General features: G+C 59.5%; 19 protein-coding genes. 14 read left to right on the forward strand and 5 right to left on the reverse strand.

Annotated elements, in window-relative coordinates; translation table 11 throughout:
* Positions 1-174: 174 nt before the first annotated feature.
* Positions 175-885, forward strand: a complete 711-nt coding sequence (locus N434_RS02470; RefSeq protein WP_065116091.1) for a YoaK family protein — start codon at positions 175-177, stop codon at positions 883-885.
* Positions 886-897: 12 nt separating this feature from the next.
* Here N434_RS02470 and N434_RS02475 read toward each other — a convergent pair whose 3' ends face one another.
* Positions 898-1,416 (reverse strand): hypothetical protein, encoded by a 519-nt coding sequence (locus tag N434_RS02475; RefSeq protein ID WP_065114550.1) that lies wholly within the window; start codon positions 1,414-1,416, stop codon positions 898-900.
* Between the two features lie 77 nt (positions 1,417-1,493).
* Between N434_RS02475 and N434_RS02480 the strand changes: the two genes are divergently transcribed.
* A complete protein-coding gene (locus N434_RS02480) occupies positions 1,494-2,132 on the forward strand; it encodes a trimeric intracellular cation channel family protein (protein ID WP_065114549.1) in 639 nt (212 codons plus the stop codon).
* Between the two features lie 74 nt (positions 2,133-2,206).
* On the opposite strand, the gene irrA is transcribed toward N434_RS02480, so the two are convergent.
* On the reverse strand, positions 2,207-2,626 hold the full coding sequence (gene irrA / locus N434_RS02485) for an iron response transcriptional regulator IrrA (RefSeq protein WP_006309975.1): 420 nt from the start codon (positions 2,624-2,626) through the stop codon (positions 2,207-2,209).
* A gap of 316 nt (positions 2,627-2,942) precedes the next feature.
* Here irrA and fabA point away from each other — a divergent pair, with 316 nt between their 5' ends.
* The 5 genes from fabA to N434_RS02515 all read left to right on the forward strand — a co-directional run bounded on the left by fabA (position 2,943) and on the right by N434_RS02515 (position 6,943).
* Entirely contained in the window at positions 2,943-3,458 is a 516-nt protein-coding gene (gene fabA, locus N434_RS02495; RefSeq protein WP_065114548.1) for a 3-hydroxyacyl-[acyl-carrier-protein] dehydratase FabA, read from the forward strand.
* A gap of 76 nt (positions 3,459-3,534) precedes the next feature.
* The gene (gene fabB / locus N434_RS02500) at positions 3,535-4,758 is read left to right on the forward strand and encodes a beta-ketoacyl-ACP synthase I (protein ID WP_065114547.1); all 1,224 of its coding nucleotides are present in this window, start codon (positions 3,535-3,537) and stop codon (positions 4,756-4,758) included.
* A gap of 6 nt (positions 4,759-4,764) precedes the next feature.
* The gene (gene fabI, locus N434_RS02505; RefSeq protein ID WP_065114546.1) at positions 4,765-5,571 is read left to right on the forward strand and encodes an enoyl-ACP reductase FabI; all 807 of its coding nucleotides are present in this window, start codon (positions 4,765-4,767) and stop codon (positions 5,569-5,571) included.
* 185 nt (positions 5,572-5,756) lie between these two features.
* A complete protein-coding gene (locus N434_RS02510) occupies positions 5,757-6,353 on the forward strand; it encodes a TadE/TadG family type IV pilus assembly protein (protein ID WP_110755817.1) in 597 nt (198 codons plus the stop codon).
* Positions 6,350-6,943, forward strand: a complete 594-nt coding sequence (locus tag N434_RS02515; protein ID WP_110755819.1) for a TadE/TadG family type IV pilus assembly protein — start codon at positions 6,350-6,352, stop codon at positions 6,941-6,943. Before N434_RS02510 ends, N434_RS02515 begins: the two co-directional genes overlap by 4 nt.
* A 42-nt stretch (positions 6,944-6,985) precedes the next feature.
* On the opposite strand, the gene N434_RS02520 is transcribed toward N434_RS02515, so the two are convergent.
* From N434_RS02520 to N434_RS02530, 3 genes are all read right to left on the reverse strand, one after another.
* On the reverse strand, positions 6,986-8,755 hold the full coding sequence (locus tag N434_RS02520; RefSeq protein WP_110755821.1) for a sulfite reductase subunit alpha: 1,770 nt from the start codon (positions 8,753-8,755) through the stop codon (positions 6,986-6,988).
* A complete protein-coding gene (locus N434_RS02525; protein ID WP_110755822.1) occupies positions 8,752-14,256 on the reverse strand; it encodes a glutamate synthase-related protein in 5,505 nt (1,834 codons plus the stop codon). Before N434_RS02525 ends, N434_RS02520 begins: the two co-directional genes overlap by 4 nt.
* A 408-nt stretch (positions 14,257-14,664) precedes the next feature.
* On the reverse strand, positions 14,665-15,993 hold the full coding sequence (locus N434_RS02530) for an MFS transporter (RefSeq protein WP_110755824.1): 1,329 nt from the start codon (positions 15,991-15,993) through the stop codon (positions 14,665-14,667).
* A gap of 306 nt (positions 15,994-16,299) precedes the next feature.
* Between N434_RS02530 and cyoA the strand changes: the two genes are divergently transcribed.
* From cyoA to N434_RS02565, 7 genes are all read left to right on the forward strand, one after another.
* Positions 16,300-17,373, forward strand: a complete 1,074-nt coding sequence (gene cyoA, locus N434_RS02535) for a ubiquinol oxidase subunit II (protein WP_110755826.1) — start codon at positions 16,300-16,302, stop codon at positions 17,371-17,373.
* Positions 17,374-17,446: 73 nt separating this feature from the next.
* Positions 17,447-19,450, forward strand: coding sequence for a cytochrome o ubiquinol oxidase subunit I (gene cyoB, locus N434_RS02540; protein ID WP_110755828.1), 2,004 nt, complete (start codon positions 17,447-17,449; stop codon positions 19,448-19,450).
* Positions 19,451-19,455: 5 nt separating this feature from the next.
* A complete protein-coding gene (cyoC, locus tag N434_RS02545; RefSeq protein WP_065114539.1) occupies positions 19,456-20,082 on the forward strand; it encodes a cytochrome o ubiquinol oxidase subunit III in 627 nt (208 codons plus the stop codon).
* Positions 20,082-20,477 (forward strand): cytochrome o ubiquinol oxidase subunit IV, encoded by a 396-nt coding sequence (cyoD, locus tag N434_RS02550; RefSeq protein WP_065114538.1) that lies wholly within the window; start codon positions 20,082-20,084, stop codon positions 20,475-20,477. Before cyoC ends, cyoD begins: the two co-directional genes overlap by 1 nt.
* A 154-nt stretch (positions 20,478-20,631) precedes the next feature.
* On the forward strand, positions 20,632-21,402 hold the full coding sequence (locus N434_RS02555) for an SURF1 family protein (RefSeq protein ID WP_110755985.1): 771 nt from the start codon (positions 20,632-20,634) through the stop codon (positions 21,400-21,402).
* Between the two features lie 114 nt (positions 21,403-21,516).
* The gene (locus N434_RS02560) at positions 21,517-22,737 is read left to right on the forward strand and encodes a phosphopentomutase (RefSeq protein WP_110755829.1); all 1,221 of its coding nucleotides are present in this window, start codon (positions 21,517-21,519) and stop codon (positions 22,735-22,737) included.
* Positions 22,734-23,711 (forward strand): adenosine deaminase, encoded by a 978-nt coding sequence (locus N434_RS02565; protein ID WP_110755831.1) that lies wholly within the window; start codon positions 22,734-22,736, stop codon positions 23,709-23,711. Before N434_RS02560 ends, N434_RS02565 begins: the two co-directional genes overlap by 4 nt.
* Positions 23,712-23,720 lie beyond the last annotated feature (9 nt).

Below are 23,720 nucleotides of genomic sequence, written 5' to 3' on the forward strand. Positions count from 1 at the left end.
TGCGACATTTTTTATCGCTTTATTTAAGGCATCGTAGGCAGGGATTTTATATTTGTCTAGACAAAATAGACACATTCGAAAGCCGCCGGAAATATTGCAAACTGGCCATCCGCCGTCCTACACATAGTGTGACGCGGCCGGGTATTGGCCCGCTGTTTTCCTATCGAGCTTTCCATGACCAGACAGAGACGTCGCAACATTATCAAGGCAAGGCGCACCGGAACAGGTATTGCGCTGGTTGCCGCCATTTCCTTCATTGCCGGCATGACCGATGCGGTGGGTCTTTATATTTCCGGAGATTTCGTCTCCTTCATGACCGGCAACACGACGCGCGCCGCCGTCTCGATGGAAGCGGGCATCTATTCCCATGCGGCGAAGCTGCTCTTTGCGATCGTGGCCTTCGTGGCGGGCAATGCCGGCGGCATCGTTGTGGCGCACAAGTTCGACCGGCGCATTTTCGCCGTTCTCATGGTGGTGGGATCGCTGGTGGCGATTGCGGCGCTGCTGCGCGGCGAAACATCAGGTCTCGCGCAATTTTATCTCGTCGTTTTCGCCATGGGCATGGTCAATGCCGCAGTGGAGCATATTGAGGGGCTGCCGATCGGCCTCACCTATGTGACCGGCGCCCTTTCCCGTTTCGGCCGCGGCATCGGCCGTTTTCTTCTCGGCGAACGGAGCCTTGACTGGGGCATTCAGATCGTACCCTGGCTCGGCATGCTCTGCGGCGCGATCTGCGGCGCCGTTCTGGGCGCCACGCTGCATTCGGATGCTTTGTGGGTCGTTGCGGCCGCGGTTTTCGCCGTCGCCACCGCCACCCTCGTCATTCCGCGCTCGCTTCGGCAGCGATACAATCAGAGGGTCAAAATCCGACGGATTGCGCCGTAAGGGCTGCCGCTGTCATTTTCGCGAAATGGTGACGAATTTCGTACCGCGTACCCGCACCGTCATCAGGCAGGGTTCCTTGTCGGTGCGCTCGCAATAACGGGGATGCATCTTCAGCACGAAGACCATGTTGCCGAAACGCTTGATGAAGTCATAGCCGTAAATCCGGGCCGTGGCGATCATCAGATAACCGCCCTCCTTCACCTGAACGTAGAAATTATAGGGGCAGCCCTCATCGTCACAGCTGCGGCCCTTTTCGCCATCGCAATCGAGAACGCCGTGATTGACGACGGCGTCCATCAGCCCGTCATTGTTGATATCCAGCCGTGTGACGAAATCATCACCAAAGGCCGCCACCTTGCACTCCCTGCGGAAATGATCCTTTTCGTAAATCTCGGGATCACTCACCAGCTGCTGCTGCGCCGACAGCGCCGCCGGAAACATCAAGAAGACCAGCACCTGAAGAGCGGCAACGAGAGCGATTCTCACGGCATTTTCCTTTGCATCCGTTTCGGTTATGGATGTTGCGATCATCCGGGCGGCCAGCCTAGAGTTTAGTGCTTGCGCGACACTGACGTGTTCGCGGACCGTGTTTCGGGGGGAACCTTTTCATGACGCTTCTCGGTTTTCTCGATTATGCCGGCGTCGCCATCTTTGCCGCAACCGGTGCGCTGGCCGCCTCGCGCAAGCAGCTCGACCTGATCGGCTTCCTGTTCTTTGCGGCTGCGACCGGCATTGGCGGCGGCACGGTGCGCGATCTCGTGCTGGGCAGAACGCCGGTCTTCTGGGTGGTGAACCCGACCTATATTCTGGTCTGCGTATCGGTCGCGGTTCTGCTGTTCTTCACCGCGCATCTTTTCGAATCCCGTTATCGCGTGTTGATCTGGCTCGATGCGCTCGGTCTTTCCGCCTATTGCGTCATGGGAGCGGCAAAGGGCCTCGCCGCAAGCGGCTCCGCAACCGTCGCCATCGTCACCGGCATTCTGACAGCCACGTTCGGTGGCGTGCTGCGCGATATTCTCGCCGGGGAACCTTCCGTTCTATTGCGCCCGGAGATCTACATCACCTGCGCGCTTTTGGGCTCCTCCACCTTCATTGTCGTCTATTTCCTCGGCGCACCGCTTTATGCCGCATCAGCGGCGGGTGTCCTGACGGCCTTTGGCATCCGGTCCGGCGCGCTGGTCTTCGGCTGGACTTTCCCGCCCTACAAGGCCAAGCCCGGCAGACGACCGGAAGATGTCATGAAGTGACATATGGAAATGACAGCTGAAAACAGAAAAGGCGCCCACGGGCGCCTTTTTCACATCAACTATCAGGCAAAGCTTCAACCGCGCTTGCGGCGAAGGCGGATGACCACATCCACATGGGCGATTTCCATGCCTTCGGGCGCTTCCGGCAGATTGTCGATCTGGAGATTATTGATCGGAATATCCAGAACCTCGTTCTCACCCTCCACGAAGAAATGGTGGTGATCCGAGACATTGGTGTCGAAATAGGTGCGCGCGCCTTCCACGGCCAGAACGCGGATCAGACCGGCTTCGGTGAACTGGTGCAGCGTATTGTAGACGGTGGCGAGGGAAACAGGCACGCCGGCGGTGACCGCCTCATCGTGCAGTTCCTCCACCGTCAGGTGGCGATCGCCCTTTGCGAAGAGAAGATCGCCCAGAGCCACACGCTGGCGCGTGGGGCGCAGCCCCGAGCGCCGCAGCCTCGTTCCGATATCCAATGTGGCGTCAAATGCCATGCAATCCCATTCCAAACAGAGGTATGAAACTCGTCAATTGCATTAGCATATATCTTTTGCAGCGAATGCTTTCAATAGTTTCAGCGCCGTCAGGCGCGGCAAATGGCGGCAAACCGGCCATTCTTGCAAATTTCCTCTGGTTCCTGCCGGATGGTTCCTGTATGCGGACGGCATATTGAGGTAATGACTTCTGCAAAGAAGGTTCGAAGACAAAGAATGACGCCGGAGCGGCCTCTGCCCTTGCAGCGCTTCATTTTGAACCTAACTTGCTCTAGTGAAGTCGATCAACACCAGTAACTGGGGAAGTGAAAGCGGTATGGCAACGAGGCAATCAAGTTACAATTACGAGGAGATCCTGTCCTGCGGTCGCGGCGAATTGTTCGGCCCGGGAAATGCCCAGCTCCCATTGCCCCCCATGCTCATGGTTCACCGCATCACCGAAATTTCCGAAACCGGTGGCGCCTTCGACAAGGGTTTCATCCGCGCGGAATACGATGTCAGCCCCGATGACTGGTATTTCCCCTGCCATTTCCAGGGCAACCCGATCATGCCGGGCTGCCTCGGCCTTGACGGCATGTGGCAGCTGACGGGTTTCTTCCTCGGCTGGCTGGGCGAAGAAGGCCGCGGCATGGCGCTCTCCACCGGCGAAGTCAAATTCAAGGGCATGGTCCGCCCTCACACCAAGCTCCTTCAGTACGGTATTGATTTCAAGCGCGTGATGCGCGGTCGTCTGGTGCTTGGAACAGCCGATGGCTGGCTGAAGGCAGATGGAGAAACCATTTATCAGGCGACGGACCTTCGTGTAGGACTGTCGAAGGAAAAGACTGCCTGAGGCAGACGGAATAAGTCCTGGCAAAAGCCGGGCGGCTTCGGTCGTCCAGCCGAAATCTTAAGAAAAGGTCCCTTTCATGAGACGAGTTGTTGTCACCGGCCTCGGTATTGTTTCTTCCATCGGCGGTGATGCCGCTGAAGTCACCGCATCGTTGCGCGATGCGAAATCCGGCATTTCCTTTTCGCCGGATTTTGCCGAACACGGTTTCAAGTGCCAGGTCTGGGGCAAACCCTCTCTCGACCCGACCGATCTGGTCGACCGCCGTGCCATGCGCTTCCTGTCACAGGGCGGCGCGTGGAACCATGTCGCCATGAAGCAGGCGATCGCCGATTCCGGTCTCGAAGAGAGCGACATCAGCGGCAACGAACGCACCGGCATCATCATGGGTTCGGGCGGTCCTTCCACCCGCACCATCGTCGAGGCCGCAGACATTACGCTCAAGAACAACAGCCCGAAGCGCATCGGCCCCTTCGCCGTGCCGAAGGCCATGTCCTCCACCGCCTCCGCGACGCTTGCCACCTGGTTCAAGATCCATGGCGTCAATTATTCCATCTCGTCGGCTTGCTCCACCTCGGCGCATTGTATCGGCAACGCCGCCGAAATGATCCAGTGGGGCAAGCAGGACATAATGTTCGCGGGCGGCCATGAGGATCTCGACTGGTCGATGTCCAACCTCTTCGACGCCATGGGCGCCATGTCGTCCAAATATAACGAGACCCCGAGCGTTGCCTCACGCGCCTATGACGTCAACCGCGACGGTTTCGTTATTGCTGGCGGTGCGGGTGTGCTGGTTCTCGAAGAACTGGAACATGCCAAGGCGCGCGGCGCGAAAATCTACGCCGAGATCGTCGGTTACGGTGCGACCTCCGACGGTTACGACATGGTGGCCCCTTCGGGCGAAGGCGCGATCCGCTGCATGCGGCAGGCGCTTTCCACCGTCAAGGGCGACATCGACTACATCAACACCCACGGCACCTCGACGCCGGTTGGCGACAGCAAGGAAATCGGCGCGATCCGTGAAGTCTTCGGTGACAAGATCCCGCATGTCCAGTCGACCAAGTCTCTCACCGGCCATTCACTGGGTGCGGCCGGCGTGCAGGAATCGATCTACGGCCTGTTGATGATGCAGGAACGCTTCATCGGCGAAAGCGCGCATATTTCCGAGCTCGATCCGGAATTTGCAGGCGTTCCGATCGTTCGCAGCCGCATCGACAACGCCAGGATCGACACCATCCTTTCCAATTCCTTCGGCTTCGGCGGCACCAACGCCACGCTCGTCTTCCAGCGTCATAACGGATAATTGCCCATGAACGGCATCATGCAGGGTAAACGCGGCCTCATCATGGGCGTCGCAAACAATCACTCCATCGCCTGGGGTATCTCCAAGGCACTGGCGGCACAGGGCGCGGAACTGGCCTTCACCTATCAGGGTGAAGCGCTTGGCAAGCGTGTGAAGCCGCTGGCTGCCGAGCTCGGCTCCGACTTCATCGTGCCTTGCGATGTCGAGGATATCGCCTCGGTCGACGCCCTCTTTGCAACGATCCGCGAAAAGTGGGGCTCGCTGGATTTCGTCGTGCACGCCATCGGCTTTTCCGACAAGAACGAGCTGAAAGGCCTTTACGCGGATACGACGCGCGACAATTTCAGCCGCACCATGGTCATTTCCTGTTTCTCTTTCACGGAAATCGCCAAGCGCGCCGCTGAACTGATGACCAATGGCGGCTCGATGCTGACGCTGACCTATAATGGTTCGCAGCGCGTGATCCCGAACTACAACGTCATGGGCGTCGCCAAGGCGGCACTCGAGGCCTCCGTGCGTTATCTCGCCGCCGATTACGGTCCGCGTGACATCCGCGTCAACGCCATCTCGGCCGGCCCGGTCCGCACATTGGCGGGCGCCGGTATTTCGGATGCGCGGGCGATCTATGCATGGAACCAGAAAAACGCCCCCCTGAGACGCACGGCCGATATCGACGATATCGGCGGATCGGCGCTCTATCTGCTGTCCAGCCTGTCGCGCGGCGTGACCGGCGAATGCCACTATGTGGATTGCGGCTACAACATCACCTCGACACCCACGCTCGAGGTTCTTTCAAAAGCGGATGCGGAATAATCCGTATTTTTGTCTTTCGGCAAAAGCCCGGCAATATGCCGGGCTTTTTGCATTTAAAGCCTGTGTCATTTTTGTGAATCGCTAAAGTAGAACCTGTTCGGGTAACTGAATTTAAACATCGGCTGGTTATGGTCCGCAACAATTTCAACGGTTGCGCTTGCCGCATATTCCAAAGATAGACACATATGCGACTGGCCAGACTGACGCCATTGCTGAGAAAATTCGGAATCTCGCGCGACGGGACAGCGGCTATTGAATTCGCGATCCTCGCCATTCCCTACTTCCTCGTCGTCTTTGCAATCATCGAGACTTTCATCGCCCTGATAGCGGAACAGGTCGTCGTGAATGCCACGGACACCATGGCGCGGCGTCTGCGCACCGGGCAGCTCAGCAGTTCGATTTCGAAAGAGGATTTTCGCAAGAACTTCTGCAACGAAGTTTCGGTGATGATCACCTGCTCTGACGATGAAATAAAAACCGAACAGAAACTTTATATCGACCTTCGCTCCTTTCCCGCCTTCAAGGATATTCCAACCACGATACCGCTGAAGGCCTATGGCGAATATTACGATCTCGATACGGCGGAATTCGGCTTCAAACCGGGCGGACCGGAAACGATCAACATGCTGCGCGTTTATTATCGCTGGCGCGTCATCGCCGATATCATCCGGCCATATCTTACAAAAATACGTCCGGCAGACGGGTCCATGCCCTCACATTTTCTCATCGTCGCGACCGACGCCTTCATGAACGAGAAATACACCACAAGCGGAGGCTTATAATGGCAGGGCTGGTGGACGCCGTGGCGAATGGCAGACATCGTTTTGCCGCGCTCGCCGCGCGCTTCATAAAGGATCGGCGTGGCGTCGGCGCGGTGGAATTTGCAATCATCTTCCCGATATTGCTCGCCCTTTATGTGACATCCTTCGAACTCACCATCGGCTACAATACCTATAAGCGGGCAAGCAGCGCTTCGGCGACGATCAACGACCTGATCTCGAAGACAGGCTCGGTTGACAAGGCCTATCTTAAAAACATGCAGCATGTTGCAGCCGCCGTCTTTGCACCCTACAGCACGACGGGTTTAAAGCTGAAGATCAGCGGCATAACAATCGACAAACAGAAACAGGCGAAAATCGCCTGGTCCTGGGATGAGAGAGACCAGAAGCCTTATCCCGTGGGATCGGTGATGGCGGTTCCGCCGCGTCTGCTGATTGCGGAAACCTTCCTGATCCATGTCGAGCTTTCCGTCCCGCATGAATTGCTGATGTTCATGACCGACGTCTCATCCTCCGGCGTAAGATCGATCACCATCGGCCGCGATTACTTCTTCAAGCAACGCGATGCGGAGGTCACCTGCACCAATTGCTGAGCCATCGGGAGCAGCAAGGGTGATCCCCCGCATAATCTGTTTCTAATAGACGTCGCGCAGATAACGTTTTTCGCGCTTCAGCCGGTTCACATAATCGCCTGCCGCTTCAGCAGAAATGCCCGCCTCATCCATGACGATCTGATGCAGGGCATCGTCGACGTCCTTCGCCATGCGGGTCGCATCGCCGCAGACGTAGAAATAGCCTCCCTCTTCGAGCCATTGATAAAGCGCCTTGCCGTTCTGGCGCATGCGCGTCTGGACATAGATCTTTTCCGCCTGATCGCGCGAAAAGGCGAGATCGAGGCGCGTCAGCACACCCGTGCGGCTCATTTCGCCAAGCTCGTTTTCGTAGATGAAATCCGACTGCCGGTGCTGGTCGCCAAAGAACAACCAGTTCCTGCCGTTTGCACCCCTCGCCTGTCGTTCCTGCAGGAAAGCCCGGAATGGTGCAATGCCCGTGCCCGGCCCGACCATGATGACAGGCGCGTCATTATCCTGTGGCACGCGGAACGCCTTGTTAGGCGAAACGAAAATTCCGGCAGTCTTACCAGCCTCCACCCGATCCGCCAGATAGGTGGAGCATACGCCGCCACGCTCACGCCCGTCGGCGCGATAACGCACGCTGGCAATCGTCAGATGCACGCTGTTTTGCGCAACCAGCGGGCTGGAGGAGATGGAGTAGGCGCGATGCTGCAGCGGCTTCAGGAAGGTCACGAATTCCGCAAGCTCGAATACGGGTTTTCCGCCGAGATTGACCAGATCGAGAATATCCTTGCTCCAGAGAAAGGCAGCAAGTTGCTCCCTGTCCCCATTCGCAAGGATGTGGCTGAGCTCATCATGCCCTGCGCGCCTGCCGATTTCGGCGACGAGTTCGCGCGAGGGTGTCGAGATTTCGAACATGTTGAGAAGCGCATCGCCGACCGGGCGATCCAGTCCTGCGACTTCACTCTCTGCGCCCGCGCCGAAATGCGCGAGCAGCGCGCCGACAAGTTTCGGATCGTTGAGGGGAACAACGCCAAGGGCATCACCCGCCTCATAATCGAGCCCGCTTTCCCCAAGATCGAATTCGTAGTGGCGGATCTCCTTCGACGAGCCCGGGCCGGAAAGACGGTGATTGACGCTTGCCCGCGCCGAATAGGGGTTCTTGCGGTTCCAGCCCTGCTTCGCCCGCATCGGCGGTTCGGCAACCGCAGGCGCGGCCATAGCCGTCGCATCACCACCGCCAAGGGCGAGCGCGAGCGGCAGGGTCTCGCCAATCCATGCAGCGGCCGCATCCTCAAAGTCGATATCGCAGTCGATCCGCGTCTTCATGCGCTTGCCGCCAAGCTGTTCGAAGCGCGTATCGATGAGCTTGCCCGCCTGGCAGAAGCCGTCGTAACCGGTATCGCCGAGCGCAAGCACGGCAAAATTCATCTCGTCCAGTCGCGGCGCGCCGTCAGCGGCAAGCGCCTCCCAGAACAACTGGGCATTGTCAGGCATCTCGCCTTCGCCATAGGTAGAGGTGACGACGATGACCCGCTTCATTGAACCGAGACTGTCCATGGAGACATCGTCCAGCGCCGTTACCACCGGCTGCATGCCCTGGGTGCGCGCAGCGGCGGCGATGTCCATCGCCAAAGCTTCGGCGTTGCCAGTCTGGGTGCCGACAAGGATGTTCAGCATGCTGGCAGCCGTTTTGGGGGCGGCAGCGGCCACCGATGTCTCCAAACCGATGGCGGCGCGGGAATGGAGCCCGGCCAGAAAGCCGGCGAGCCAGGCGCGCTGGTCACCATTGAAGGGCGCGTCTTCGGGAATATAGGGTATCTTCATCATGCTGCCCTGTTCTGGCTGGATGCGGTGGCGAGGTCCGGTATGGCGCGGGCCGCAAAAAGCTCCTCGAAGCCCGGCAGGCGGCCGATCTTCTCGATGTTTTTGCAACTCTGCTGCATGATCCAGCCATAGGTGCCGGGGCTGTCCACCGACCAGATGTTGCGGCGCGCCAGCGCCTGCTTATAATCGTCGAGCCGCTTGGCGGCGATCATCACCGCAAGCTGTTCGTCGCCATGATCGGAAAGCGCCTCGCGCGCATATTTCAGCAAACGCTGCATCAGCGCATAATCTTCCGTGAGGATGAGATTGCGCACGGCTTTTTCAATGCCGGGATCGGAAGGACCTGATGCCATCGGCACCCGCTGCAGGGCAATGGCCTGCGCCATGCTCAACACCGTGTAGTTATTGATGAGCGCATACATGTCTTCCGTGTCCGTCTCGCCATAACCCGGCACCGTCCCGTTCAGCACGGACTTGCGGTCGCGATAGGCGAGCTTGAACTTGCGTAGCTGATGGGCGGCAAGCGCGGAGGCCAGTTCCTCCAGCAGCTCCTTGCGGGGCTTGGCTTTGAGAATTTCGTCGCTGTCCTGATAAAGCAGCAGGGCGCGCGGCATGCCGTAGACGAAATTATGCTGCTCGCTCTCCCAGTTTTCCAGGAGCCATGCCGCCTTGGCCGAGCCGGTTTCCGCGACATGCCAGGACAGAAGCTGGTGGACGGCCTGATTATGGATCGCGGCCTGCTCATCCTCGCCAGTGATCGAGCCGAGCAGGATCGAATCGTGGCTGACCTTCTTCGGCAGATCACCGTAGGGATCGTATTGATAAACGAAACCGCCACTCATGCCGTTGCCGAAGCCCTTGCCGAAACTGCCGAGGTTCAAGACCGCGCCATTGGTCATGTATTCGCAGGCGAAATCACCCACCCCTTCGACCACAGCGGTTGCGCCGGAATTGCGCACCGCGAAACGGTCACCGGCCTGACCTTCCACAAAGGTGCGGCCGCCAGTGGCGCCAAACAGCGCGAAATTACCGACCAGCACATTGCCGCCCGCCTCTTGCGAACCGCCGCCGGGAGAGCGCACGACGATGGTGCCGCCACAGGCGCTTTTGCCAACGCCGTCATTGCAGGTGCCGGTATGGATCATGACCATGCCGTCATTGCAGAAAGCGCCGAAGGACTGACCGGCGGAACCTGACGTATCGATGCGCACCGAACCCGCTTCCAGGAAGCGGCGGCCACGGCTGTCCCGTTTCACCGCCGGCAACGCATCCGCCTCTTCGTCGGAAAGCTCATGGTTCAGCATGCGTTCGATATCGACGGCGAGCTGGCCGCCGACGCTCTTGTTGCAATTGTTGAGGAAACGATTGCCGCCAAGCTCGATGTTCTCGCGCCTGCTGTCGACGAGGGCCGAGCGCACGAGTTCGATGAAGGCATCGTCCAGCGCGAAGTCCTTTTCCATATAGACCGGGCTGTCGATCTTCACCTCTTCGACCACGGCAAGCATTGCCCGGAGGTCAAGCTGGCCGACGCTTGCCGGATGATCGAGGAGGTGAAGGAGATCGGAACGACCGCGTGCCTCCCGCAACGAACGCAGGCCGAGAGTGGCCAGGATTTCGCGCGTTTCATGGGCGATGTTCATGAGATATTGCGCCAGCGCCCGCGGATCACCGTTGAAAGCTTCCTGATTGGTGGTGAGGCCGGCCGGGCACTTGATGTTGCAGTTCTTCGCCATGACGCATTTCAGCATCATCAGCGCCGTGGTGCCGAATTCGAAGCTGTCGCCGCCGAGAAGTGCTGACTTCACCACGTCGCTCGCCGTCTGGTGCGCGCCGGAGCAGCGCAGCAGCACCTTGGCGCGAAGGCCGGTGGCGCAGAGCGCCTGATGCACTTCCGCGATACCAATTTCTGCCGCGCGGCCGGTATATTTGAGGCTGGTCACGGCCGCCGCACCCGTGCCGCCGGTATTGCCGGCAACGTTGATGACATCTGCCCCCGCCTTGGCGACGCCGACCGCAATGGTGCCGATGCCTTCCGACGAGACGAGCTTGACGATGACGCGCACGCGCGCCGCCTTGGCATCGTGGATAAGCTGGGCCAGATCCTCGATCGAATAGGTATCGTGATGCGGCGGCGGCGAAACGAGTTCGACGCCGGGCGTGCCTCCGCGTGCCGCCGCGATTTCCACCGTCACCTTGGGAGACGGCAGCTGCCCGCCCTCACCCGGCTTTGCGCCCTGACCGATCTTGATCTCGATCTCTTCCAGCATCGGATCGGCAAGATAACCCGCCCAGACACCGAAGCGACCGGAAGCGAACTGCTTGATGCGCGAGGCGCGGATGGTGCCGTAACGGGAAATATGCTCGCCGCCCTCTCCCGAATTGGACATGCCACCAACCATGTTGGTGCCGTGGGCCACCGCCTCATGGGCGGCCGCAACCAGCGCGCCGTGGCTCATGGCACCCGATGCGAGGGTCTTGGTGATCTCGCTTGCCTTTTGCACGGTCTCAAGCGGAATACTCTCCGGTGCGGTGCGGATAAGCGACAGATAGGCGGAGGCCTCACCCTTTGCCTGAACCATGAGCGCGCCACCTTCCAGCCAATGGCCGGCGATGTCGTCACCGAAGCGGTCGAGCAGCGACTGGCCGAGTGCGGCGAGGCGGGCAAGTTCGTGACCATGCGGCCCGTTCAATCGCAGCCGAAACGCGCCGTCTCCCGCCTCTTCGCACAGCAATCCGCGCACCATGAAGCTGTTGTTGCCCTGCCGGGAGAAGCGACCCATTTCCCGGCGGAACTCTTCGGCCGAACCGGCGAAGGTCACATCGGCCGGCAATTCCAGAACATCGCGCAGGGCGGCCGGGCGGCGCGCCCTTTCTTCCGCCATCATACGGGCAAAGGAACGGTAACCGGGTGTCACCTCGAACGCGTCGATGGCCTCGGGGGTCAGCCGGTCGAAGCTGTTGTGGTAATAGGCCGCATCGTTGAGCCCAAATGCATCCTCAAGCCGGTTGAGCGGCAGGAGGCGCAGCGCCTCCTCGTTTTCGGTTCCCTTGTCGAAACCGATCTTTTCCTCCGTCATATCCACGAAACCGCGTACCGCCGTCGTGCCATAGGAATGGCCGGCACCTTCCGCACGTTCCTTGAAGAGGCCGAGCAGGGGAATGTCGTTCTCACCCTTCACCGACAGCGCCTTGCGGTGCCAGTCCGCCACCGCCTGCGCGATGACGGCGAAGTTGACACCACCGACAGGGGTTTTCACATTGGGGAAATAGCGCTTCAGCACCGGATCGTCGGTATCGAGGAAGTTCGGCTCGAAAAACTCGCCGCCGATGTAGCTTTCCGCCGTACACAGGCCGACCTTGCCCATTGTCTTCATCAGCGACTTTTCAGCCGCCTTGGCGAAGCGCTTGAACGCCTTGTCGGCATCAGCCCCGAATTTCTCCTCCGCACGGAACTGCACGCCGAGTGGGTAGACCGCCGAAGCGCCGAAACCGAGACCGGCTGCAATGTGATGGGAGGAGGAAAACTGTCCGCTTTCGACGATCAGGGAAACGCGCAGCCGCAGGCCTTCCTCGATCAGCCGCTGATTGATGGCGGAAACGACCATGATCATCGGCAAGGCCGCACGGCCTGCCGAGACATGCCGGTCGGTGATGACGGCAATGCCGCCTTCGTCAGCCGCGAAAGCCACGACCTCATCGCAGAGGCCGTCGATCGCCTGCCGGAGGGCCGCTTCATTGGCGTCAGCAGCATCGAAGACCGGCGTAAAGAGCATTTCGAAACGACGAACGGGTGTCTCAGGCTGCTCGCGAATGCGCAGCATATCGAGGTGGGTGAGGATCGGGGAGCGAACGACGATCTGGCGGGCCTTGGCCGCACCGCTGTTCGGCTTTGCGCCCAACGCGACACGCAGCGTCATACCATCGGCCTCACGAATGCTGTCGAGCGGCGGATTGGTGACCTGCGCGAAACGCTGTGAGAAATACTTCGCGACGCCGCCTTCCTGATCGGAAAGCGCATTGATGGCATTGCCATAGCCCATGGCCGAGATTTTTTCCGAACCGGAGGCCAGCATCGGGTCCATCAGGAACTTGAAGCTTTCCTGATTGTGCGAATAGGCGACATAACGCTGATGCCGCTCCAGATCGCCATTGTAGCGAAGCGGCGAACCCTGCTTGTCGGCCGGCACCTCCGGCAGATCACCAAGCATCACGCGCGCTTCAGACAGCAGCGACGAATAGTCCCGCCGGGCCGCCAGAAGCTCAAGCGCTTCGACGGTGGAAAAGGCGCGGCGCGCGGCGTGATCGTAATAAAGCATGCCCCCTGCCTCGATACGGCCGCGACGGATGACGCTCTCGGCCGGAAAGGCGATCTGACCGGCCTCTGACATGACGCAGAGATAGTCTTCCGTTTCCACGGTGCGCAGGGGACGCAGGCCAAGGCGATCGAGACGCGCGCCGATGATAGTGCCATCGCCGAAGATCAGCGCTGCCGGGCCGTCATTCTTCTCCTCATAGAGCGAGAAATATTCCAGCATCGCCTTCACACCGGGCGAGAGCGTGTCGTCGTTCTCCCAGGCCGGCGGCATCATCGAGACCACTGCGGTGACGAGGTCGAGACCATCCTCCATCACCCGCGCCTGCAATGTCTGGTCCAGACGGCAGCTATCCGACTGGCCCTTGGGCCTGACGATGCTGGCATTCTTCGCCAGCGCCACGGCCGCTTCCGATAGCCGGTTTTTCTTGTCGGTGTTGAGTTCGCCATTGTGCGCCATCAGGCGGAAGGGCTGCGCCATGGAGGGGTGCGGATCGGTATTGGTGGAGAAGCGCGTGTGGAAATACATCGTATGCACTTCATGGCGCGGATCTGTCAGATCGCAAAAATAGGGCATGACCTCCTGGGAGTTCAGACGGCCCTTGAGCACTTGCGTGCGCGCGCTGAGCGACAGCGGGTAAAAACCGGCAAGCTCCGGCACGGTGTAAGCAAGTGCCTCGATGGCGAGCAGCGCCTTGTGGATGCGCCAGTCGAATTCGGCGAGGGTCGCGCATTCCGCCGGTGCCGAAAAGACCCATTGGCGGATCGGTAACTGGTAGGGGATAGCGGCGGGACGGATGGCCGCATCATTCACCGGCACATCGCGCACCAGCAGAACCGAAAAGCCCTGCTCTTTCAGAGCGCTGCGGATGATACTGACGGCCTCACCGTGGAAAGCCTGATTCTGCGGCAGGAAAAAATTGCCGACGCCGAACCGGCCGGCCTTGAGGGAACCTTGTCCCGTCAGCCCACGAAAAAAGGAGAGCGACAGATCCAGCGACACGCCCGCGCCATCACCAACACCTTCCGCCGACATGCCGCCGCGATGCGGCACGGCACAGAGCGCCTCATGACCGCGCTTCAGCACATCATGCGTCTGCATGCCATCCTTGCGGGTGATGAAACCGACGCCACAGCTGCTTTTTTCAAAAGCCGCATCATAAAGGCCGAATTTTTGCTCCGTCACACTCAAGGCACTCTCCTCTTGTTGCGCATTTCGCGCGGCATCGCCCTCTTTTCCCGAAACCCGGCGCGTCAGCCGGCACTCTGCGGGCGGAGCCGCAGGCGACCTGGCTGCTCCTCTTTTTTTTGGCTATCGGCGTTTAATGGCGCGAACGGTCGTTTTGCGGCCGGCAAACGGCGTGGCGGCAATGGCCGCTTTTTCGCAAATAATGATCGTCGTCGTTCGCATCGCGTTCCCTGGTGGCCGGCATTTCCGGCAATGAGACACACTGAATTATGTCAGTATTGCTTACATAATATTTCATGATGGACCGAGTCAAGATTAAAATCGGCCTTGCGCAATAAAAAAACAAAAACGCCGCGAAATCCGACAGGATTCCGCGGCGCGATGGCTGCAGGGATTGTTAAATTGCCCAGATCAGTCCGAAGGCATTTCCAGCGTTCGGCTGAACCACAGGGCAACCAGCGTACAGACGGCACCCGACATCAGGTAGATTCCGACCGCAAACAGTCCGAATTTGGACGAAAATCCGAGTGCTACGAGCGGTGCGAAACCGGCGCCGATCAACCAGGAAATATCCGAGGTCAGCGATGCGCCGGTATAACGATATTCGCGGCTGAAGCGGGAGGCGAGCGCGCCGCCCGCCTGGCCGAAAGACAGGCCAAGCAGCGAGAAGCCGATCAGGACGAAGAGATAGCGGCCGATATCGCCTGAAGCCAGAAGGACCGGCGCAACAAGGCTGAATAGACCAATGAGCACAGCCGCAATGGCCAGAAGCTTCCGCCTGCCGATCCTGTCGGCCAGAATGCCGGACACCACGATCATGCCGCCGGCGATGATGGCGCTGACGAATTGCACGAACAGGAAGTCCGACACACGCTGGGTGGTGTTGAGGGAGACCCAGCTCAGCGGAAACACCGTGACGAGATGGAAGAGCGCAAAGCTTGCCAAAGGCACGAAGGCACCGGTGACGACGACCGGGAACTGCGAGCGCAGCATCTTGAACATCGGGCGCGGTTCCAGCTCATGCTGCTCCAGCATGGCCTGGAATTCCGGCGTGACGATCATGCGCAGGCGGGCAAAGAGAGCGAGAACATTGAGCGCCAGCGCCACGAAGAAGGGGAAACGCCAGCCCCAGGCGAGGAATTCCGCATTGGAAAGCTGCGTGACGAAAACGATGAAAAAGGCGCTGGCGAGACCGAAACCCATGGCCGCACCGATCTGCGGCATCATGGCGTACCAGCCGCGCTGTTTCTGCGGTGCATTCATGGCAAGCAGCGAAACCAGACCATCCCAGGCACCGCCCAGACCAAGACCCTGGCCGATGCGAAACACCGCCAGGAGAACGGGGGCGAGCATGCCGGCTTCCGCATAGGAGGGAAGGAAGCTGATCGCCATGGTGGAGCCACAGAGCGTGAACAGTGCCGCCATCAGCTTGACGGCACGACCGAACTTGCGGTCGATCTGGAGGAAGATCAGCGAGCCGATCGGCCTTGCGATAAAGGCCAGAGAGAACACCGCGAAGGAATAAAGCGTGGCCGTCAGCGGATCGACGAAGGAAAAGAAGACATGCGGAAAAACGAGAGCGGAGGCGATGGCGTAGATGAAAAAGTCGAAAAACTCCGTCATTCTCGCAAGAATGACCGCAATCGTGATGCGATCCGGATCGACCTTGACCGGATCCGTTCCATGACCATTGGCTTCCGGCGCCTGCCCAAATGATGGAGCAGCATTGCTATAACTCATAATATCCCTCCTGCGTCATGGACGAACCATTTCCTGTAACGCGCGGGCTCCTCTTCCGTTGCGTTACGATGCGACGGATTGTCACACGCACCCTCCGTAACGTCAATTGAAGTTTGATAAGAAAGGCTTGCCCCACAAGCGCGCTATGCGATAATGCAGCCGCTCCGCCTTCAAAGGCAGCTCTGCCAGGCACATGGTGCATCGCGAAGGTTTCGCTGCACCGCGACAATATACCTCATTTGAAAAATGATGTTCGGCAATTAATCGCGGCATAATCCAAACTGTACGAGTTCAGAGAACGTGCGCATGATCAAAAAAATCCCATCCGCCCTTCTGGCTATTCCGGTACTGCTGCTGCTTAGCGGCTGTAACCTCGTGGTCATGAATCCATCGGGCGACGTCGCCATCCAGCAGCGCGATCTCATCATCACGTCCACGGTTCTGATGCTGCTGATCATCGTTCCGGTCATCGTCCTCACGCTTTTCTTCGCATGGAAATATCGTGAATCGGCCAAAGCCGAGGATTACGATCCCGAGTGGCACCACTCCACACGTCTTGAAATGGTGATCTGGTCGGCTCCGGTCGCCATCATCCTGATGCTCGGAACCGTGACCTGGATTTCCACCCACCGTCTCGACCCCTATCGCCCGCTGGAGCGGATCGACGAGAGCCGCCAGGTCACCGCCGATATCAAGCCGCTCACGGTCGAAGTCGTCGCCATGGACTGGAAGTGGCTGTTCTTCTATCCCGAACTCGGCATTGGCAGCGTCAATGAATTCGCCGCTCCGGTCGATGTTCCGATCAATTTCAAGATCACCGGCACGACCGCGATGAACTCCTTCTTCGTTCCCGCGCTCGCCGGCCAGATCTACGCCATGGGCGGTATGCAGACAAAGCTGCACGCCGTCATCAACAAGGAAGGCGTCTATGACGGCTTCTCGGCCAACTTCTCCGGCCCCGGCTTCTCCCATATGCGCTTCAAGTTCCATGGCCTCAGCCAGCAGGGCTTCGACCAGTGGGTTGCCAAGGCGAAAGAGGGCGGCAAGGGCTTCGGCCGTCAGGAGTATCTGGAATTCGCCAAGCCTTCGGAGCGCGAGCCGGTGCAATATTTCGCCTCGGTCGATCCGGAACTCTACAGCGCCATCCTCAACCGCTGCGTGGAGCCCAACAAGCTCTGCATGCGCGACATGATGCATATCGACGCCAATGGCGGCGGCGGCAAGGAAGGCATCGACATCGCCAAGGCGCTGAACTCCGTCGTCTGCACGCCGCTTGCGCCTTATGGCGTCGCCAGCGGCCCCCAATCCACTCCGGCCGTGATCGAAGGTCAGACTTTCGAACCTGCGGCGCTGCCGGAAACCAAACAAGTCGCTGGCTGACGATACGTCCCGGCATTCTTCGGCGCGGCCTGTCCGCGCCGACCTTACGTCTTAGAATCGCAAGAGGCTGAAAATGATCGTCAATTCCGATCAAACGTCGTTCCTGTTCGGGAAGCTGACATGGGAGTCCATCCCGCTTCACGAGCCCATTCTTGTCGCCACCTTCGCGGCCGTGGCGCTGGGCGGCATCGCCGTCGTTGGCGCCCTCACCTATTTCCGGCTGTGGGGCTATCTCTGGAACGAATGGTTCACGAGCATCGATCACAAGAAGATCGGTATCATGTACATCATTCTGGCGCTGGTCATGCTTCTGCGCGGCTTCGCCGACGCGATCATGATGCGTGTCCAGCAGGCGATCGCCTCCGGCGGCTCGGAGGGTTATCTTCCGCCGCACCATTATGACCAGATCTTCACGGCCCATGGCGTCATCATGATCTTCTTCATGGCCATGCCGATGATCACCGGTCTCATGAACTTCGTCGTGCCGCTGCAGATCGGCGCCCGCGACGTTTCGTTCCCCTTCCTCAACAACTTCTCCTTCTGGATGACCACGGCCGGCGCCGTCATCACCATGATCTCGCTGTTCATCGGTGAATATGCGCAGACCGGCTGGCTGGCCTATCCGCCGCTTTCCGGCATCGATGGAAGCCCGGGGGTCGGGGTCGATTATTATATCTGGGGTCTACAGATCGCCGGTGTGGGAACGACACTGTCAGGCATCAACCTGATCGTGACGATCATCAAGATGCGTGCGCCCGGCATGACCATGATGCGCCTGCCGATCTTCGTCTGGACGTCGCTGTGTTCGAACATCCTGATCGTGGCCTCGTTCCCGATCCTGACCGGCACGCTCGCCCTTCTCACCCTTGACCGCTACGTTGGCACCAATTTCTTCACCAACGATCTCGGCGGCAATCCGATGATGTACGTCAACCTCATCTGGATCTGGGGCCATCCCGAAGTTTACATTCTGGTGCTGCCGGCATTCGGCGTGTTCTCGGAAATCGTCTCGACCTTCTCCAACAAGCGCCTTTTCGGTTATGCCTCGATGGTCTACGCCACGGGCGTCATCACCATCCTCGCCTATATCGTGTGGCTGCACCACTTCTTCACCATGGGTTCCGGTGCAAGCGTGAATGCCTTCTTCGGCATCACCACGATGATCATCTCGATCCCGACAGGCGCGAAGATCTTCAACTGGCTCTTCACCATGTATAAGGGCCGCATCAAGTTCGACGTTCCGATGCTCTGGACGATCGGCTTCATGATCACCTTCGTCATCGGCGGCATGACCGGCGTTCTTCTCGCCGTTCCGCCTGCGGATTTCGTTCTGCACAACTCGCTGTTCCTCATCGCCCACTTCCACAACACCATCATCGGTGGCGTGGTGTTCGGTGTGCTTGCAGGCATCGTCTACTGGTTCCCCAAGGCCTTCGGTTACCGTCTCGATCCGTTCTGGGGCAAGCTGTCCTTCTGGTTCTGGTTCATCGGCTTCTACTTCGCCTTCATGCCGCTCTATATTCTCGGCCTGATGGGGATTACCCGCCGTATCAGCCAGTTCGAGGACAATTCGCTGCAGATCTGGTTCGTGATTGCCGCCTTCGGCGCCTTCCTGATCGCGCTTGGCATCGCCTCCTTCGTCATCCAACTCATCGTCAGCTTCCTGAAGCGCGATCAGCTGCGCGATGTAACCGGCGACCCCTATAACGGTCGCACGCTGGAATGGTCGACCTCGTCGCCGCCGCCGGCCTACAACTTCGCCTTCACGCCCGTCATCCATGATGTCGACGCCTGGGCGGATATGAAGAAGCGCGGCTACAACCGTCCCAGGGAAGGTTTCATCCCGATCCATATGCCGAAGAATACCGGCGCGGGCGTCATCATCAGCGCCATCAGCGTGGTGCTCGGTTTTGCGCTGGTATGGCACATCTGGTGGCTGGCAGCTCTCTCCATGCTCGCCATCATCGCGGTCTCGATCGCCCATACCTTCAACTACAATCGCGATTACTACATTCCGGCTTCCGACGTTTCGACGGTCGAGGCGGAACGTACGAAGCTGCTTGCTGAACAGGCGTAACGAATATGGCTCATGCACCTGCACAAAGCGTCGACGGCGCTGAACCACCGGTCTTCTACCTGAAGGAAGACCACCATCCGGAAAACGGCACGTCGCTCGGCTTCTGGCTCTATCTGATGAGCGACTGCCTGATCTTCGCGACGCTGTTCGCCACCTATGCCGTTGTCGGTCGCAACTATGCGGCCGGCCCTTCGGGCGCGGACCTGTTCGATCTGAAGCTCGTGGCGATCAACACCGGCTTCCTGCTTTTCTCCTCCATCACCTATGGCTTCGCCATGCTGGAAATGGAAAAGCAGAAGGTAAAGGCCACGCTGGTCTGGCTCGGCGTCACCGGTCTCTTCGGCCTCGCCTTCCTCGCCGTGGAGCTTTACGAATTCCATCATCTGATCGCGGAAGGCGCCGGTCCACAGCGTTCGGCGTTCCTGTCCGCCTTCTTCGCGCTGGTCGGCACCCACGGCCTGCACGTCACCTTCGGCATCATCTGGCTTGTCACGCTGATGTTCCAGGTGGCCAAGCATGGCCTGATCGCGGCCAACAAGCGCCGCCTGATGTGCCTGTCGATGTTCTGGCACTTCCTCGACGTCATCTGGATCGGCGTCTTCTCCTTCGTCTACCTCATGGGAGTCCTTTGATGAGTTCCGAAGCACACGCACATCACGACGCGCATGGCGACGACCATCATCACCATGATGCCGCCAGCCATGGCACGTTCAAAAGCTATATGATCGGCTTCGTCCTGTCGGTCATTCTGACGGCGATCCCTTTCTGGCTGGTCATGGGCGACGTTCTTGAAAACAAGACCCTGCTCGTCATCGCCATCATGGGCCTCGGCGTCATCCAGATCTTTGTGCACATGATCTACTTCCTGCACATGGATACCAAGTCGGAAGGCGGCTGGACCTTCATGGCGCTGATCTTCACCGTTGTGGTGCTCCTGATCACGCTCTCCGGCTCGCTCTGGGTCATGTACAACATGAACAAGAACATGATGCCGCTGCACATCGAGGATGTGAAGAACCTGCCCTGAGCAGCATAGATCAACGGCCTGCCGGACCCCGGCGGGCCGCCTTCCGCGCCAACACATAACCCCATGAATCGTGGTGCGATTTATGGGGTTATCTGCTGGAAGAACCGGATGCCGGCGGCAAACCGCGTGCCGCCTCGCAAGGACTGTGCAAACCATGACCGATCCGTCAAGAACCTCACCACGCAACCAGCGCATCCGCCCCGCTGCAATCATTGTCCTGTTTCTGACCATTGTCCTGACAGGCTGCCTGCTGGCGCTCGGAACATGGCAGGTCAAACGCCTGTCCTGGAAGCTCGACCTGATCGAGCGCGTCGAGGCCCGCGCCCATGCAGAACCTGTCGACGCACCTGCCGCCGGCGAATGGCCCGCACTCGCCGATCCCGCAGGTTACGAATATCGCCGCGTGAAACTGTCCGGCACCCTCCTCAACGACAAGCAGGTTCAAGTCTACACGGTTACCGATCTCGGTCCCGGTTACTGGGTCATGACCCCGTTGCGGCGGGACGATGGCTCAAGCGTCATCGTCAATCGCGGTTTCGTGCCGTCCGACCGGCGCGATCCGTCCTCGCGCCGGGACGGCGAACCGACCGGGCGCGTCGAGATCGTCGGGTTGATGCGCGCGCCGGAAACCGGCGGGCTTTTCCTCCGCACCAACGATCCGGCGAACGGACGCTGGTATTCCCGCAACATTCCTCAGATCGCCCAGGCATCCGGGCTCTCAGACGTCGCGCCCTTTTACGTCGATGCGGATGCGACGCCCAATCCGGGCGGCCTGCCTGTGGGCGGCAAGACCATGCTGACCTTTCCCAACAACCATCTCTCCTATGCGGTCACATGGTATATTCTGGCGGCCATGGTGGTGGCTGCGGGCTGGTATGTCCTGCGCAATCTCAACGCACCGAAATCCAGGCGGGAGCCTGATTGAGCGACCGGTTTTACCGGATGGTTCACAAAAGCACTTCCTTCTTCACGTTTTGCTGATCTATAACGACAGTTCGGCCTGACATTGCCCGTCGGCGCATTTTCGTTTCGGTGAGTTATGGCAAGAGCACTTCTTCTGGTTCTGGATTCCTTCGGCGTCGGCGGTGCGCCTGATGCAGAGCATTATGGCGATCTTGGCGCCAATACCCTCGGCCACATCGCTGAATTCTGCGCCGCAGGTGCAGCCGACAGGGCGGGACTTCGATCCGGGCCGCTAAGGCTGCCGAACATGAGTTCCCTCGGCCTGCTGGAGATCGCACGTCAGGCGAGCGGCGAGATCCCCGCCGGCATGGAACCACCGGAGCGTATTTTCGGCCTGCATGGCTGCGCCAGCGAAGTTTCGAAGGGCAAGGACACGCCGTCCGGTCACTGGGAGATCGCCGGCACACCTGTCACCTTCGACTGGGGATATTTCCCGACGGAGGGCGACGCCTTTTCTCCGGAACTGGTGGAAGCCATCTGCAAAGAGGCGGATATTCCCGGCATTCTCGGCAATTGCCACGCGTCCGGCACGGAGATCATTGCGCAATTCGGCGAAGAACATATCCGGAGCGGCAAGCCGATCTGCTACACATCGTCTGATTCCGTGTTCCAGATCGCCGCTCATGAAACGCATTTCGGGTTGCAGCGCCTCATTTCATTGTGTGAGACGGTGCGCAAACTGCTCGATCCGCTGAATATCGGCCGTGTCATTGCCCGTCCCTTCATCGGCGAGACGGTCGCGACCTTCGAACGGACCGGCAACCGCCGCGATTTCTCCGTTCTGCCACCCGAACCGACGCTGCTCGACCGGCTGGTGGAAGCGGGCCGCAAGGTGCATGCGATCGGCAAGATTGGTGATATCTATGCGCATCAGGGCGTGTCACGCGTCATCAAGGCAAACGGCAACGCCGCCTTGATGGATGCGACGCTGCACGCCATCGACGAGGCCGAGAACGGGGACATGGTCTTCACCAATTTCGTCGATTTCGACATGCTTTATGGCCACCGCCGTGACGTTGCCGGTTATGCCGCCGCCCTTGAGGCTTTCGATGCGCGTATTCCGGAAATCCATCGCAGGATGAAGCCGGGAGACATTGCCATTCTCACCGCCGATCATGGTTGCGATCCCACCTGGCGCGGGACGGACCATACACGCGAACGGGTACCGATCATGGCATTCGGACCGGGCATCCGCTCGCGCGATGTCGGCATTCGTTCAAGCTACGCCGATATCGGCGAAAGCATCGCCCACCATCTTGGCATAGAGGCCGGTTCACACGGCAGGAGCTTCATTTGACATCGCATTTGCTGAAAGCGGAAATTCACTGCCACATCGAAGGTGCGGCACCGCCCGCCCTCGTCGTCAGGCAGGCGGAGAAATACGGCATAGACACCAGCAGCTTCCTGCGCGACGGCCGATATGTCTGGTCGGATTTCGCGGAGTTCATCCAGTGCTACGATGCGGTGGCGCAGGTATTCAAGACGGATGAGGACTATGCCGTCCTGACCGAGACCTATCTGACCGAACTTGCCGACGCCAACACGATCTACAGCGAATTGATCATCTCGCCCGACCATGGTGACCGCATCGGCCTCGGCGCGGACGCCTATCTTGCCGGAATTGCCGAGGGCATCCGCATCGCGAAGGAAAAGACCGGTATAGAAACCCGCATCATCGTCACCGGTGAACGGCATTTCGGCCCGGAACGGGTCATCGCGGCAGCCGAATATGCGGCACGTGCCCGGCATCCGCTGGTGACCGGCTTCAACATGGCGGGCGAAGAGCGCATGGGCCGGGTTGCCGATTACGCCCGCGCCTTCGATATCGCCCGTGATGCGGGTCTCGGATTGACCATCCATGCCGGTGAGGTCTGCGGACCGGAAAGCGTTGCCGACGCGCTCGATCTCGTCAAGCCGTCGCGTATCGGCCACGGCGTGCGCGCCATTGAAGATGCCGGTCTCGTCTCCCGGCTGGTCGAGACGGGAACGGTTCTCGAAGTCTGCCCGGGCTCGAATATCGCGCTCAACGTCTATCCCGATTTCGCCAGCCATCCGCTAAAAGCTCTCAGCGATGCCGGGATACGCGTCTGCATCAGTTCCGACGATCCGCCCTTCTTCTTCACCTCGCTTGCCCGGGAATATGCGCTGGCCGCGGATGCATTCGGTTTCAGCGATGCCGGCATCAACCGCATGACCCGCACCGCACTGGAATGTGCCTTTGTGGACGAGGCAACGCGCGGCCGGCTGCTTGCGAGACTCGATCACGCCTGAGACGGTTGT

Origin of the sequence: Rhizobium sp. UGM030330-04, assembly GCF_003208455.1 — a bacterium.
In the GTDB taxonomy this organism is placed as follows: Bacteria; Pseudomonadota; Alphaproteobacteria; order Rhizobiales; family Rhizobiaceae; genus Agrobacterium; species Agrobacterium rhizogenes_A.

Coding starts and splice junctions, on each gene's coding strand:
- cyoD (WP_065114538.1), top strand. CDS start 20,082: ATGAGTTCCGAAGCACACGCACATCACGACGCGCATGGCGACGACCAT.
- cyoB (WP_110755828.1), top strand. CDS start 17,447: ATGATCGTCAATTCCGATCAAACGTCGTTCCTGTTCGGGAAGCTGACA.
- cyoC (WP_065114539.1), top strand. CDS start 19,456: ATGGCTCATGCACCTGCACAAAGCGTCGACGGCGCTGAACCACCGGTC.
- N434_RS02530 (WP_110755824.1), bottom strand. CDS start 15,993: ATGAGTTATAGCAATGCTGCTCCATCATTTGGGCAGGCGCCGGAAGCC.
- N434_RS02475 (WP_065114550.1), bottom strand. CDS start 1,416: ATGATCGCAACATCCATAACCGAAACGGATGCAAAGGAAAATGCCGTG.
- N434_RS02520 (WP_110755821.1), bottom strand. CDS start 8,755: ATGATGAAGATACCCTATATTCCCGAAGACGCGCCCTTCAATGGTGAC.
- irrA (WP_006309975.1), bottom strand. CDS start 2,626: ATGGCATTTGACGCCACATTGGATATCGGAACGAGGCTGCGGCGCTCG.
- N434_RS02560 (WP_110755829.1), top strand. CDS start 21,517: ATGGCAAGAGCACTTCTTCTGGTTCTGGATTCCTTCGGCGTCGGCGGT.
- N434_RS02510 (WP_110755817.1), top strand. CDS start 5,757: ATGCGACTGGCCAGACTGACGCCATTGCTGAGAAAATTCGGAATCTCG.
- fabI (WP_065114546.1), top strand. CDS start 4,765: ATGAACGGCATCATGCAGGGTAAACGCGGCCTCATCATGGGCGTCGCA.
- N434_RS02470 (WP_065116091.1), top strand. CDS start 175: ATGACCAGACAGAGACGTCGCAACATTATCAAGGCAAGGCGCACCGGA.
- N434_RS02480 (WP_065114549.1), top strand. CDS start 1,494: ATGACGCTTCTCGGTTTTCTCGATTATGCCGGCGTCGCCATCTTTGCC.
- N434_RS02555 (WP_110755985.1), top strand. CDS start 20,632: ATGACCGATCCGTCAAGAACCTCACCACGCAACCAGCGCATCCGCCCC.
- cyoA (WP_110755826.1), top strand. CDS start 16,300: ATGATCAAAAAAATCCCATCCGCCCTTCTGGCTATTCCGGTACTGCTG.
- fabA (WP_065114548.1), top strand. CDS start 2,943: ATGGCAACGAGGCAATCAAGTTACAATTACGAGGAGATCCTGTCCTGC.
- fabB (WP_065114547.1), top strand. CDS start 3,535: ATGAGACGAGTTGTTGTCACCGGCCTCGGTATTGTTTCTTCCATCGGC.